12 protein-coding genes and 1 pseudogene are annotated in these 12,808 nt (G+C 63.1%); 7 read left to right on the top strand and 6 right to left on the bottom strand.

Features of this window, described 5'->3' with window-relative positions; all coding sequences use genetic code 11:
* Positions 1–1,453: YfhO family protein (locus K7W03_RS24680; RefSeq protein ID WP_222887587.1), on the top strand; the 1,453-nt coding region annotated here is incomplete at its 5' end.
* Between the two features lie 670 nt (positions 1,454–2,123).
* Here the strand turns inward: K7W03_RS24680 and K7W03_RS24675 are convergent.
* Positions 2,124–4,454, bottom strand: a complete 2,331-nt coding sequence (locus K7W03_RS24675) for a GH92 family glycosyl hydrolase (protein WP_222887591.1) — start codon at positions 4,452–4,454, stop codon at positions 2,124–2,126.
* Between the two features lie 240 nt (positions 4,455–4,694).
* Here K7W03_RS24675 and K7W03_RS24670 point away from each other — a divergent pair, with 240 nt between their 5' ends.
* The gene (locus K7W03_RS24670; RefSeq protein WP_222887590.1) at positions 4,695–5,600 is read left to right on the top strand and encodes an ROK family protein; all 906 of its coding nucleotides are present in this window, start codon (positions 4,695–4,697) and stop codon (positions 5,598–5,600) included.
* Here K7W03_RS24670 and K7W03_RS24665 read toward each other — a convergent pair.
* The gene (locus K7W03_RS24665; protein ID WP_226870480.1) at positions 5,593–5,865 is read right to left on the bottom strand and encodes a hypothetical protein; all 273 of its coding nucleotides are present in this window, start codon (positions 5,863–5,865) and stop codon (positions 5,593–5,595) included. The two genes, K7W03_RS24670 and K7W03_RS24665, sit on opposite strands and share 8 nt — an antisense overlap.
* 353 nt (positions 5,866–6,218) lie before the next feature.
* Between K7W03_RS24665 and K7W03_RS24660 the strand changes: the two genes are divergently transcribed.
* Together K7W03_RS24660 and K7W03_RS24655 are read left to right on the top strand one after the other, a co-directional pair.
* On the top strand, positions 6,219–7,037 hold the full coding sequence (locus tag K7W03_RS24660; protein ID WP_103000818.1) for a class I mannose-6-phosphate isomerase: 819 nt from the start codon (positions 6,219–6,221) through the stop codon (positions 7,035–7,037).
* A gap of 40 nt (positions 7,038–7,077) precedes the next feature.
* Positions 7,078–7,680, top strand: coding sequence for a 5'-methylthioadenosine/S-adenosylhomocysteine nucleosidase (locus tag K7W03_RS24655; protein WP_222887589.1), 603 nt, complete (start codon positions 7,078–7,080; stop codon positions 7,678–7,680).
* Positions 7,681–7,814: 134 nt separating this feature from the next.
* On the opposite strand, the gene K7W03_RS24650 is transcribed toward K7W03_RS24655, so the two are convergent.
* From K7W03_RS24650 to petA, 4 genes are all read right to left on the bottom strand, one after another.
* Positions 7,815–8,351, bottom strand: a complete 537-nt coding sequence (locus K7W03_RS24650) for an adenine phosphoribosyltransferase (protein ID WP_025548522.1) — start codon at positions 8,349–8,351, stop codon at positions 7,815–7,817.
* A 68-nt stretch (positions 8,352–8,419) separates the two neighbouring features.
* Positions 8,420–9,268, bottom strand: coding sequence for a cytochrome c1 (locus K7W03_RS24645; RefSeq protein WP_222887586.1), 849 nt, complete (start codon positions 9,266–9,268; stop codon positions 8,420–8,422).
* A 14-nt stretch (positions 9,269–9,282) separates the two neighbouring features.
* Entirely contained in the window at positions 9,283–10,602 is a 1,320-nt protein-coding gene (locus K7W03_RS24640; protein WP_044660304.1) for a cytochrome b, read from the bottom strand.
* A gap of 11 nt (positions 10,603–10,613) precedes the next feature.
* The gene (gene petA / locus K7W03_RS24635) at positions 10,614–11,195 is read right to left on the bottom strand and encodes a ubiquinol-cytochrome c reductase iron-sulfur subunit (RefSeq protein ID WP_025548526.1); all 582 of its coding nucleotides are present in this window, start codon (positions 11,193–11,195) and stop codon (positions 10,614–10,616) included.
* A gap of 192 nt (positions 11,196–11,387) precedes the next feature.
* Between petA and K7W03_RS24630 the strand changes: the two genes are divergently transcribed.
* From K7W03_RS24630 to K7W03_RS28260, 3 genes and pseudogenes are all read left to right on the top strand, one after another.
* Positions 11,388–11,858: a tRNA (cytidine(34)-2'-O)-methyltransferase gene (locus K7W03_RS24630; RefSeq protein ID WP_037482177.1), complete on the top strand. Its 471-nt coding sequence runs from the start codon at positions 11,388–11,390 to the stop codon at positions 11,856–11,858.
* A 14-nt stretch (positions 11,859–11,872) separates the two neighbouring features.
* Positions 11,873–12,724, top strand: coding sequence for an oxygen-dependent coproporphyrinogen oxidase (gene hemF / locus K7W03_RS24625; protein ID WP_222887588.1), 852 nt, complete (start codon positions 11,873–11,875; stop codon positions 12,722–12,724).
* A gap of 2 nt (positions 12,725–12,726) precedes the next feature.
* Positions 12,727–12,808 (top strand): annotated as a pseudogene (locus K7W03_RS28260) (GNAT family N-acetyltransferase); the annotation flags it as partial.

The raw sequence follows: 12,808 nt of genomic DNA, 5'->3' as shown, positions 1-12,808 counted from the left end.
ACGCCCTCCGCCCTTCACCGACACCCCAACAACCGATTCTCATCTTGATTGTCGCTACGCTCGCATCCTGTCAGTCGCCGCGCAGCGTTGGCTGCCGAAAAGTTTTGAGGGACTAGGCGCCCCAACCTTCTATTTCTACCCACCCCTTGCCTATTGGGTGTCGGGCGGACTCCACGCACTGGGCCTTACGGTTTCCCAGGCCATAAATGGTGCTGGACTGCTGCTGTTGATCGCCTCGGGCCTTACCATGCATGCCTGGCTATCGGCGCGGGGCACCTACCCGCTCCTAGGCGCCATTCTCTACATGCTCGCACCCTATCATCTCTATAACTTCCATGTGCGAGGAGCGCTGGCGGAATTTGCCGCCCTCGTCTGGCTACCGCTGATCGCGCTCGGGATAGAACGGCTACCGCATCGGCGCGGACTTCTCCTGCTAGCGCTGTCCTATGGCGGCCTTATCATCACCCATTTGCCGCTGGCGGTGCTGACCGGGGTTTTCCTGATCGGGCCACTGATGCTCCGGCGCATCTGGCTGGAACCGAGGGCATTTATACCCGGTGCTCTGGCAGGCGTGATCGCTTTGGGGCTGTCCGCCTTCTTTCTGCTGCCGGCGGCAACGCTTCAGGACCATATCTCCACCGTCTTACTTTGGGGACCGGGTTATCAAGCGACGGATTGGTCGATCAACAACACGAACTTCACCATGTTTACAGGCCCAGCATTGGCGCTCGTTATCCTCGCATGGCCGGCACGATCCTTCTGGACAGTGCTGACGATTATCGGTGCGCTAGCAGCTGTGCGTCTCATGCCTTTTGTGTGGGACATTCCACTGCTCAACAAAACGCAATTTCCCTGGCGCATGATGGGTATCGTCGAATTTACCGCCATCACGGCACTGTTGTCCTGTCGATTGCACCGCATCCGAATGGAACTTGCAGCAGGCGCGGCTCTTCTCGTTTTTGCCTATGCTCTCATGTTCTCGAGGACGCTGGACGCACTCAACTATCCGGTGGATTATGCTCTCATCGACCGGATCAAACCGGACGCACCGGAATATCTTCCGAAAGGTTTCGATATTTCGCTGGTAGAGAAAGAATATCGCTGGACGGACGTGCGGAAATTTCGGGCGCTACCGCGTGGGAACGAAATTCGGGTCAGGGCAGCCGGGCACATCACAATTCATAAGGCGGATTTTCCGATCTGGCGCGTGACGCGAGACGGGTCGCCCGTCCCACACAAAGGCCCCCTGATCAGCTTTGACGCCCAGCCTGGCATCTACCGCATCGAGCGGTTGACGATCTGGCAGGAGAAGGCCGGACTGGCGATCAGCATAATGACGGCGCTTCTGCTTTTGTTTACGCAAGCGTCCAAACGCGGAGCAATGCCATTTGCTGAACTCCGAAATGCGTTAACTTGTGAGAGGAAGAATCTACGGCGAATGGCAGACAGCTAAGGTTTTTCGCCGGAGCGATTTAGCTCTGAAACTTACGAAATTGTCGGATGGGCTGGAGAAAGGGCAGTAGCAGAAGGCGCTTCCATAAATTTTTGAAACTTACCTATCCGGAAGTACCTGGAATTTTATGGGCGCGCTCGCAGGTCAGGTTGGACAATGACCCTCGCTGGACGAATCTTTAGCGGGAGCTAACTGGCTAACCTGCTGGGTGTCGGCGATTCTCGCCGCTGTTCTTCCAACAGGGCGCTGAAGGACGGTTTGCTGGTCCGCCTACGCTCTCGTCGAGGTTCCTGCCGGCATGCTTTTGATAGCCCTTCGTCGACACTGCCTGGTGCGGCCTGAGGCGTAGACCCTCGCCGCTTATGATGCGACCAAGATGACCGCCAGCATCCTGGAATAGTATGAGAAAGAAAGTGGCTTAAACCGCGCAAGCATTTTCCAGCTATGGACCAGGGTAGAAACAGATACGGACATCGACTATCTGAGGAGTCTAAGGCAGTCATCCAAGATGATGCAAAATCTGAAGGAAATTCAACTGTGGACGAATTGTGCAAATTTTGGGCACGCATGCCAGACTCAATTCCTACTGATTTGATTTCGAACGAAAAACTTTATGCGAACCTTTGCCTTGACATCGCAGGCATCGCAAGTTCAATCCTTGCCACGCCCATCACCGCTCAGCTGGCGCGGTAGAAAGCGAATAGGGCCGGGTTCCCGCTCCCCTCCCCCATTCCCGGTTCGGCTTTGCCTGCATGGTGAAGCGCAACGTCCCGCCCTTGCGGATCTCCCCGTCCGCGATCCAGCTTCGCCGCAGCGGCCGTCCGTTTAGTTCGACCGCACCCACATAAACATTGGCGGCGGACAGATTTTCCGCCTCCACCGTGAAGCGCTTGCCGTTGGGAAGCGTCAGTACCGCGCGGCGGACGAAGGGGCGACCGATGACATATTGGTTCGATCCCGGCGTCACGGGATAGAAGCCCAACGCCGTGAACAGCAGCCAGGCCGACATCTGCCCCAGATCGTCATTGCCAGACAGTCCGTCGGGTGTCGGCTTGTACTGGCTCTCGACGATCTGCTTCAACCGCGCCTGCGTCCGCCAGGGCGCGCCCGCATAAGCATAGAGATAGGCGACATGATGGCTGGGTTCGTTGCCATGGATATATTGCCCGATCAGCCCGGCAATATCCTCCGCATGGCTGTAGTCGAGCTTCGACACATCATAGTCGAACATGGCGTCGAGCTTCGCGATCGCCCTGGCGTCGCCGCCCAGCAAGCGGAACAGCCCCGCCTGATCCTGCGGCACGAACCAGCTATATTGCCAGGCATTGCCCTCCGTATAATCCGAACCATAGTTGATCGCGGCCGGATCGAACGGCGTGCGAAAGCTGCCATCGGCCTTGCGCGCCCGCAGCCAGCCGCTCCCGACGTCGAAGCCGTTGCGCCAGTTGGACGAACGGGCGAGGAAGCGCTTCGCCACATCGCCGCGCCCCATGGCCTGCGCCATGCGGCCGATCGCCCAGTCGTCATAGGCATATTCGACCGTCTTCGACGCCGCCTCCGGTTCCCGGTCGATGGGCACATAGCCCAGCTTCATATAGTCGCCCAGCCCGCCATAGGGCGCGTAGTCCGCGCTGGCGACCATGGCGGCCAGCGCCTTGTCAGGATCAAATCCCCTGAAGCCCTTCAGATAGGCGTCCGCGATCACCGGCACCGCATGATAGCCGATCATCGTCCATGTCTCCCGCCCGGCGAACTGCCAGACCGGCAATATGCCGTGCGGGCTGTGTTCCCGGCTGGCGATCAGCGAGTTGACGACGTCGGAGGTCGTCCTTTCCGGCTCGACCAGCGTCAGCAGGGGATGTTCAGCGCGGAAGGTATCCCAGAGCGAGAAGGTCGAGCGAAAGGTGAAATCCTTCGCCGCATGAACCTGATCGTCCGGCCCCCGATAGCGGCCGTCGACGTCGCTCCAGATGCTGGGCGCCAGCAGCGTATGGTAGAGCGCGGTGTAGAGATTCCTGAGCATCGGCTCCGGCGCATCCATCTCCAGCCGCCCGAGCGCCTGCCGCCATGCATCCTCGGTCCTCCTCCGGACGGTGTCGAAACCGGCGCCTTCGGCATCGAGATTGGCGATGGCCCCGCCCTCATCCACCCCTGAAAGCGCGACCTGGACCTCCAACGGGCCATCGAGCCTGCCGAAGTCGAGCCTTGCCTCCAGCGCCTTGCCCAGCTTCTCGGCCAGCGCGTCGCTGCCCCGCCCCGGCGCCTGGAAGCCTTTATAGGGAACCGCCTGGTCCCGGTCGATAAAGGCATGATCCTTCAGGGGTGCGGAAAAACGCATGGCAAAGAACAGCTTGCGGCCCGCCGCCCATCCCCGCGTCTCGCGAAAGCCCGTCAGCGTGCCGTCCGGGTGGAGGTGCAGACCGGACCAGAGGATCTTGCCCGGATAATCGTAAAGAGAGGAGCGCAGGTCGATCAGCAGATGCGCCTCCCGCCCCGCCGGAAAGGCATAGCGGTGGATGCCCACCCGCTCGCCCGCTGTCAGCTCCGCCCGGATGCCGCTATCGGCCAGCGTCACCGCATAATAGCCGGGCCTGGCCGTCTCGCTATCGTGTGAGAAGCGCTGGCGATAGCCGGAGCCCGCCTGTTTCGGATCGCCCGGATCGAGCCGAACGGCGCCCGTCTGCGGCATCACCAATATGTCGCCCAGATCGGAATGGCCCGCGCCGGAGAAATGGGTGTGGCTGAATCCCTGGATCGTCGGATCATGATAGCTGTAGCCCGCCGCATGGGCATAGCAGTCGCGCACCTGGCAGGTCGTATCGGTATCGGGCGAAAGCTGGACCATGCCGAAAGGCGCGGAGGCTCCGGGGAAAGTGTGGCCTTCCGGGCCGGTGCCGATCAGCGGATCGACGAAGGCCAGCGGATCGGCAGGCGCCTGCGCAGCGATGGGCCAGGCCGAAGCCGTCAGCAGCAGCGCGCAGATGAGCAGCGGCGCCCTCATCGGGCGGCAACCGGCACGGGGTTGAAGCACGGGTTTTGCCGGATCATGATCCATTGCCTCCAAATCATCGGGTTGCGTTCGTCGCGCCCTGCCTTGTTCTTCCCGCCCTGATAGCGGTCGGCAATGGAAAAGCCGCCATCCCATTGTACAAATGTTGAATTGGGCCACGCATGACGGTGCGATCCGAACTTGCAGGGCCTGGGGCAATATGATTGGACGGCGATGATGGATGCTGAACCGATGCTGGCCGGAATCGAACTCGGCGGGACCAAGGTCCTGGTGCTCCGCGCGCGCGGCGGGACGATTGTCGACCGGGAGACGATAGCGACCACGACGCCGCGGGAGACGCTCTCCAGAGCCGTCGCGGTGCTGAAACGCTGGCATGCGGAGGCGCCCATCGCCGCCATCGGAATCGGCAGCTTCGGCCCGCTTCGGCTCGACCGCCGCGCCCCGGACTTCGGCGTCATGCTGCCCACGCCCAAGCCCGGCTGGGCGGGCGCGGACATATTCGGCACCCTGACCGCGCCCTTCGATTGCCCCGCGATGATCGACACCGACGTCAACGGAGCCGCTCTGGCGGAGCTGCGCTGGGGCGCGGGCGCGCTGGGGAAGGTGCCCTCCGACAGCCTGTGCTACATCACGATCGGGACCGGCGTGGGCGCAGGGTTCGCGTTCAACGGCCGCACCGTCCATGGCGCCATGCATCCGGAAATCGGCCATATCCGTGTCCCGCGCGCTCCCGGCGACGGCTTTGCGGGCCATTGCCCCTTTCACGGCGATTGCATCGAGGGTCTGGTGTCCGGGCCCGCGCTCGCCCACCGCTTCGGCATGCCGGGCCATGAGATCGATCCCGCCGACCCCCGATGGGACGATGTCGCCAGCGACATCGCCCATCTCGTCTCCACCATCCTGCTGGGCACCGCGGCGCGACAGGTGCTGATCGGCGGCGGCGTGGGCATGGGGCGGACCGGTCTGCTGGCGAGGGTCCGTCGGAACGTCGTCGTCCAGCTTGGGGGCTATTTGCCGCATGTCGACGATTCCAGCATCGGCCGGATCGTCATGACGCCGCTGCTTGGCGATCAGGCCGGTCCTTTGGGCGCCGTGGCCTTGGCCATGGATGCGCTGAGCGCGGAGGGCGTCAGTTGACGCCCTTCTGCCGGAGGAGCAGCGGCAGGACCATCATCGGCGCGACCATGGCGATCACGCTGGCGACCAGCAGATCGTCGACCCACCGATAGACCGTCGTGAAGAACATCAGGAACGCCATCGTCGCCAGAACGGGAAGGATCAGGGGAACCACCCCGCCCCCCATCCGCCGGCCAAGGACGCCGATCGCATCATCCATATGGCCCCTGCGGCGCTGGCCTTCAGGGCGTGCGCCGCCGGCGCCGCTTCTCATCGGCCGGTTCATGTCCTGATCCTCACTGATCTGATCGGTTTCATATAGAAACCAATAAACGAACTTCCAGACGGGAAGATCGATACCGACCGTTTCCGATCTCGACAGCAAGGCGGATGCAGGTGGGATGTCCCGCACTTCCGTTGACCGCTAGAGCCAATCGACATTCAGAAGATGACGAGCCGAAAATGATGGTTTTCCGTGACCCGGAGCGCAGCCTACTCAAAGCAGGTGAGCACCGGAAGCACGGAAAAGCGTCATTTGCAGGCCGTCAGGGCTGAATGTCGATTGGCTCTAGCCCGATAGTGCGTCCTTTCCGGATGGAGGCCCTTGCCTGACGGGAGCGACCGTTCATAAGGAACCGCATGACCACGATCCGCCTGCTCGCCCATAGCGTCGAAAAGCCCTGGGGCCGCATCGATATTCCTGCCGCCATCGCGCCTTCGGATGGCCGTCGCGTCGGCGAAGTCTGGTTCTCGCCGCCGGAGCAGGAAGAAGGGCGGCCTTTGCCGCTGCTGGTCAAATATATCTTCACCAGCGAAAAGCTGTCGGTTCAGGTCCACCCCAATGATGCGCAGGCGCGGGAACGCGGGCTGGCGGGCGGCAAGTCGGAATGCTGGTACATATTGGATGCGGAACCCGATGCGCGGCTGGGAATCGGCCTGACCCGCGACCTGACGGCAGAGGCGTTGCGCACAGCGGCCCTCGACGGCAGCATCGAGGCGCTGATGGACTGGAAGCCGGTGCGGGCGGGCAGCTTCTACTATATTCCTGCCGGCACGGTGCACGCCATAGGCGGCGGCGTGACGCTGGTGGAAGTGCAGCAGAATAATGACGTGACCTACCGCCTTTACGATTATGGCCGGCCACGCGAACTGCATCTGGAAGAGGCGATGGCCGTCAGCGTGGCGACACCCTATGCCCTGCCCGACCGGGTCGTCCCGATGACAGCGCAAGAAAGACTGGTGGCGGGCGGCGATGCGCCCTTCATCCTGGACATGGTGCAGGGTGAAGCCGGCACCGGGCAGCGGATCGAAGGAGAGATGGCCTGGTTCATTCCGCTGGCCGGCGCTGGCACGATCGACGGCGAGCCGTGGCGGCAGGGCGAATGCTGGCTGATCGAGGGGACCGCCGGCCTGACCATCCATGACGGGATGAGCGCGTTGCTCGCCCGCCTGCCTTGAAACATCGGCGAATCGGGGGGACTGCATGCCACGGGGAAAAATGATCGCGGACAAGCGCGTCCTGTTCGTGATGGCGGTGGAGGATGAATATGGTCCTCACCTCAGGGCCCGGTTCGACCCGCTGATGACCGGCGTGGGCCCGGTGGAAGCCGCGCTCAACACCGGCCTTGCCCTCCAGCGGCTGGATCTGGAAGGCGCGCTGCCCGACCTCGTCGTCTCGCTGGGATCGGCGGGATCGCGCATCTGCACCCTGGGCGAGGTCTATCAGGTCGCCAGCGTTTCCTGGCGGGACATGGACGCTTCCCGCCTCGGTTTTCCGAAGGGCGTGACCCCCTTTTCCGACCACCCGGCCGAAATAGCGCTGCACATGCCGCTGGAACTTCGCACCGCCCGGCTGTCCACGGGGGCGAACATCGTCGGCGGGGACGAATATACCACGATCGACGCGGACATGGTCGACATGGAGAGCTTCGCGGTCGTCCGCGCCTGCCAGCGCTTTGGCGTGCCGGTAATGGGCCTGCGGGGCATTTCCGACGGCCCGGGCGAATTGGCGGACATGCTGGGATGGACCCAGTTGCTGGCGCTGCTGGACGAGCGTCTGGCACAGGCGGTCGATATGCTGGAGGGAGCGCTTGGGCGCTGAGGAGATGCGGTCTTCTTAAGGCGCAATGGGCCGATTGCTGCCATTTCCCCTCCCGCTGGCGGAAGAGGGAATGTCCTGGATTGGCCCCTAGGGCCTTTCTCCCCCTTTATCTGAGGCGCCTGACCAGAACCGCCTCAATGCCCCTCAAAGGCGATGATCGCCGCCGACGCGACGCCGTCCGCTTCCAGCGCAGCCATGCCGCCCAGATCGGGAAGATCGATCGCGAACAGCGCCATCAGCACGGTTGCGCCCTGCTCCCGGACGAGCTGCGCCGCCGCAAGCGCGGTTCCGCCGGTCGCGATCAGATCATCGACCAGCACCACCCGCGCCCCGTCCGGGATTTGCCCTTCATGCAATTCCAGCCGGTCGGTGCCATATTCCAGCACATAATCGATGCCGACGGTCTTGCCGGGCAGCTTGCCCTTCTTGCGCACGGGCACGAAACCCACCCCCAGCGCATGGGCCAGCGCCGCCCCAAGGATGAAACCGCGCGCCTCGATGCCGACGATGAAGGCCGGGTCGAGCGGCCGCGCCACCGCCGCCATCCGCTCGACCAGTTCAGTGAGACCGGCTGCGTCCGCCAGCAATGTGGTGATGTCCCGGAACTGGATGCCGGGCTTGGGGAAATCGGGAATCGTGCGGACCAGGGCCGCCAGGCTGTCTGCGCTCATCTTCGCCCTTATAAGAAAAGGGGGCCCGGTTTCCCGCGCCCCCTCCGATGTTTTGTTCCAGACCCCGTTTAGGCGGCCTTTTTCTTGTCCGCCCAGATATTCTGGTAGGCCATATAAGTCAGGCCCGTCGCGATCAGCAGGAAGAAGATCGTCGCCAGACCCGCGCGACGGCGGTTTTCCAGCTTGGGTTCGGCCGTCCAGGTCAGGAAGGCCGCGACGTCCTGCGCCATCTGGTCGACGGTCGCCTTGGTGCCGTCTCCATAGGTGACCTGCCCGTCCGCCGTCAGCGGCGGCGCCATGGCGAGGTTCAGGTTCGCGAAATAGGGGTTGTAGTGCAGCCCCTCCGGCGTCTTCGCGTCCGGAAATTCCTTCAGCAGTTCGGCCGGCTGCGCCTGGAAGCCCGTCAGCAGCGAATAGACATAGGCGCTGCCGTGATGGCGGGCCTTGGTCATCAGCGAGAGATCGGGCGGGATCGCATTGTTGTTCGCCGCCGCCGCCGCAACATTGTTCGCGAAGGGCTTGGGGAAATAATCCGCCGGGATGGGATCGCGGGTCGACATTTCGCCCGTCTTGGGGTCGACGTCGGGGGTCTTGATCGCCCACTGCTTGGCGATCGCCTTGATCTCCGCCTCGTTATAGCCAATGCCCTTGAGGTCGCGGAAGGCGACGAACTTCAGGCTGTGGCAGGCCGAGCAGACTTCCTTGAACACCTGGAAACCGCGCTGGAGCTGCGCCTGGTCGTACTTGCCGAAGGGGCCGTCGAACGAGAAGGCGACATGCTTGGGATCGCGGTGGAATTCATGCTCCACCGTGACCGCCGGCGGCTCGGTGACATAGGCCACCGCGCCCACCAGGAAGGAAACCAGCAGCCAGCCCGCGAAAAAGAGGCCGACGAGAAATGCGCCGATGCGTATCATTAGTCTTGTCCCCCTTAACCGGCGTGCGACGGCTGCGGATCGCTGCCCATGCCGGGAAGCGCCTCGCGCTCACCCTCGATCGCATGGCGGCCAAGCACCGCCTCGGTGATCGAGTTCGGCAACGGCAGCGGCTTTTCGAAGCGCGAGATCAGCGGCAGGATGATCAGGAAGTGGGCGAAATAATAAGCCGCCGCGACCTGGGAGATCATCACATAGGGTTCCGCCGCCGGCGCGCCGCCGCAATAGCCCAGGATCAGCACGTCGACGATCAGGATCCAGAAGAACTTCCTGAAGGTCGGGCGATAATTGCCCGACCGCACCGGGGAGGTATCCAGCCAGGGCAGGAAGAAGAGCAGCAGGATCGACGCGAACATCGCCAGCACGCCCAGCAGCTTCGCCGGGACGAAGAAGAAGTCCACGGTGAAGGCGCGCAGGATCGCGTAGAAGGGCCAGAAATACCATTCAGGCACGATATGCGCCGGCGTCGAAAGCGGATTCGCCTCGATATAATTGTCCGGATGGCCCAGATAGTTGGGCGCATAGAACAGCAGGACCGCGAACAGGATCAGGAACACGCCCGCCCCGAAACCGTCCTTCGCGGTGTAATAGGGGTGGAAGGGCACAGTGTCCTGCGGCCCCTTCACTTCCACGCCGGTCGGGTTGGAGGAACCCGGAATATGCAGCGCCCAGATGTGCAGGATCACCACGGCGGCGATCACGAAGGGCAGCAGGAAGTGCAGCGAGAAGAAGCGGTTGAGCGACGCGTTGCCGGGGGCGAAACCGCCCAGCAGCCAGGTCTGGATCGGCTCGCCCACCACGGGGATCGCGCCGAACAGGCCGGTGATCACCTTCGCGCCCCAATAGGACATCTGCCCCCAGGGAAGCACATAGCCCATGAAGGCGGTCGCCATCATGAGGAGGAAGATGACGAGGCCCAGCAGCCACACCATTTCGCGCGGCGCCTTGTAGGAACCGAAGAAAAGACCGCGGAAGATGTGCAGATAGACCACGATGAAGAAGAAGCTGGCGCCGTTGGCATGGGCATAGCGCATCAGCCAGCCGGCGTTCACGTCGCGCATCGTCTGTTCGACGGTGCCGAAGGCGACCAGCGTGTTGGCGCCGTAATGCATCGCCATGATCACGCCGGTGACGATCTGGATCACCAGCGCGAGGCCGGCCAATACGCCGAAGTTCCAGAAATAGTTGAGGTTGCGCGGCACCGGATAACCGGCGCCCACGGCATTGTAGACGAGGCGCGGCAAGGGCAGCTTCTCGTCGATCCACTGCATCGCGGGATGCTTGGGAGTATAATGTTCAGCCCATGGAAAGCTCATGACAGTCCCCCTCAACCCACGAGAATGGCGGTGTCGGAAGTGAAGCTGAACTTCGGCACTTCCAGGTTCTTGGGCGCGGGGCCCTTACGAATGCGGGCGGCGGTGTCGTAGGACGAACCATGGCATGGGCAGAAATAGCCGCCATATTCGCCCCTGTTCTCACCCTCGCCCGCGCCCAGCGGCACGCAGCCCAGATGGGTGCAGACGCCCATGGTGACCAGCCACTGCTTCTTGCCGTCGACGGTGCGTTCCTCCAGCGTCTGCGGATCGCGCAGGCTGGACGGATCGACCTTGTCGGCTTCCGCGATTTCCTTGTCGGTCAGGTGCCGGACGAACAGCGGCTGCGACCGGAACGTCGTCTTGATCGCCTGGCCCGGCTGGATGGAGGACAGGTCGACCTCCGTCGAGGCGAGCGCCAGCACGTCGGCGCTGGGGTTCATCTGATCGACCAGCGGTATGACCACCGCGACCGCACCGACCCCGGCGAAGCTCACCGCGGCGATGTTGATGAAATCGCGACGGCGAACACCGTCGCTGCCGCCTCCATCGGAGACGGACGCCCCCTCACTCTCCAAATGTTCAACGATCGCCATGCACCTCAACCCTTGCAAGAACGTCCCTGACCCCGCCGCATTGCCCATTATGGCTATGTTATCGGGAGAGCCGCGGCGCCCAAGCAGAAGGGCGCGCCTTTCCCCCTGGCGCGGTTTGCAGGCCTGATAACCGTAGGATGCGCCATTTGCCAAGCCTTTTAGACAGGCTAGGAGAATTAACCGCGCTGTTCTATGGCGCGGCGCATGCGTATCGCCCTCTATCAACCCGAAATCGCCGGCAATGTCGGCGCGATCCTGCGCCTTGCCGCCTGCTTTTCCGTGCCCGTGGACATCATCATGCCGATGGGTTTCGCCTTTTCCGACGCGAAGCTGAAACGCGCCGCGATGGACTATGGGGCGGCCGCCGACATCACCCAGCATGCAAATTTCGAGGCGTTCGACGCCCGGCGCCGGGCCGAAGGGAGGCGGCTGATGCTGATGAGCAGCCATGCTTCGCAACGCCTGCCGGAGGTGGAATTCCGCGCCGACGACGTTCTGCTGATGGGATCGGAAAGCGCCGGCGTCCCCGACAGCGTGCGCGATCTGGCCGATGTGCGCGTGCGCATTCCGATGGCGCCGGGCTTTCGGTCCTTGAACATCGCCGTTTCCACGGGCATCGCGATAGCAGAGGCCCTTCGCCAGACCGGAAGTTTCCCGCAATGACAGAGTTACCGAAAATGACGTTGGCGCTCGACCCGCAACAGCAAGCCGCCCGCGACTGGTTCGAATCGCTGAGGGACCGCATCTGCGCCGAATTCGAGGCGATCGAGCGGGAGGCGGGGTCCGACGCCCGCTTCGACTATATCGCCTGGAATCGGGAGGCGCCCGGCCTAGCGCCCGGCGAAGGCGGCGGCGGCGTGCGCGGCGTCATGAAGGGCAAGGTGTTCGAGAAGGTCGGCGTCAACGTCTCGACCGTGGGCGGCGCCTTCTCTCCGGAGTTCGCCAGGACCATCCACGGCGCGAGCGAAGACCCGAGCTTCTTCGCCACCGGCATCAGCCTGGTCGCGCACATGGCCAATCCCCATGTGCCCGCCGTGCATATGAACACGCGCTATCTGAGGACGTCCAAAAGCTGGTTCGGCGGCGGCGCGGATCTCAACCCTCCCCTGCCGCGCGAGGAGGACACGGCGCATTTCCATGATGTGCTGAAGGCCGCCTGCAACGCCCATGACCCGGACTATTATCCCCGTTTCAAGGCATGGGCGGACGATTATTTCTTCATTCCGCATCGCGGCGTCCATCGCGGCGTCGGCGGAATATTCTACGACCATCTGGAGGGCGATTTCGACGCGAATTTCGCCTTCACGCGGGACGTGGGCGAGGCGTTCCTCAAGGCCTTCCCGCCCATCGTCCGGCGGCGCATGGGGGAAAGCTGGTCGCGGGAGGATCATGCCCGCATGCTCGAATGGCGCGGCCGCTACGCCGAATTCAACCTGGTGCATGACCGCGGCACGCTGTTCGGGCTGAAGACCGGGGGCAATGTCGACGCGATCCTGATGAGCCTGCCGCCGATGGCGAGCTGGAGCTGAGCATGGGCCTGACGCCCGTTCCCGACGACCGGATCGCGACGATCGTCACCCATCTGGAAATGCGGGAGCGGCCGAAACCCGCCC

This window comes from Sphingobium sp. PNB, assembly GCF_019873065.1.
Lineage (GTDB): Bacteria > Pseudomonadota > Alphaproteobacteria > Sphingomonadales > Sphingomonadaceae > Sphingobium > Sphingobium fuliginis.
This window is presented reverse-complemented; position numbering and strand designations above follow the sequence as displayed.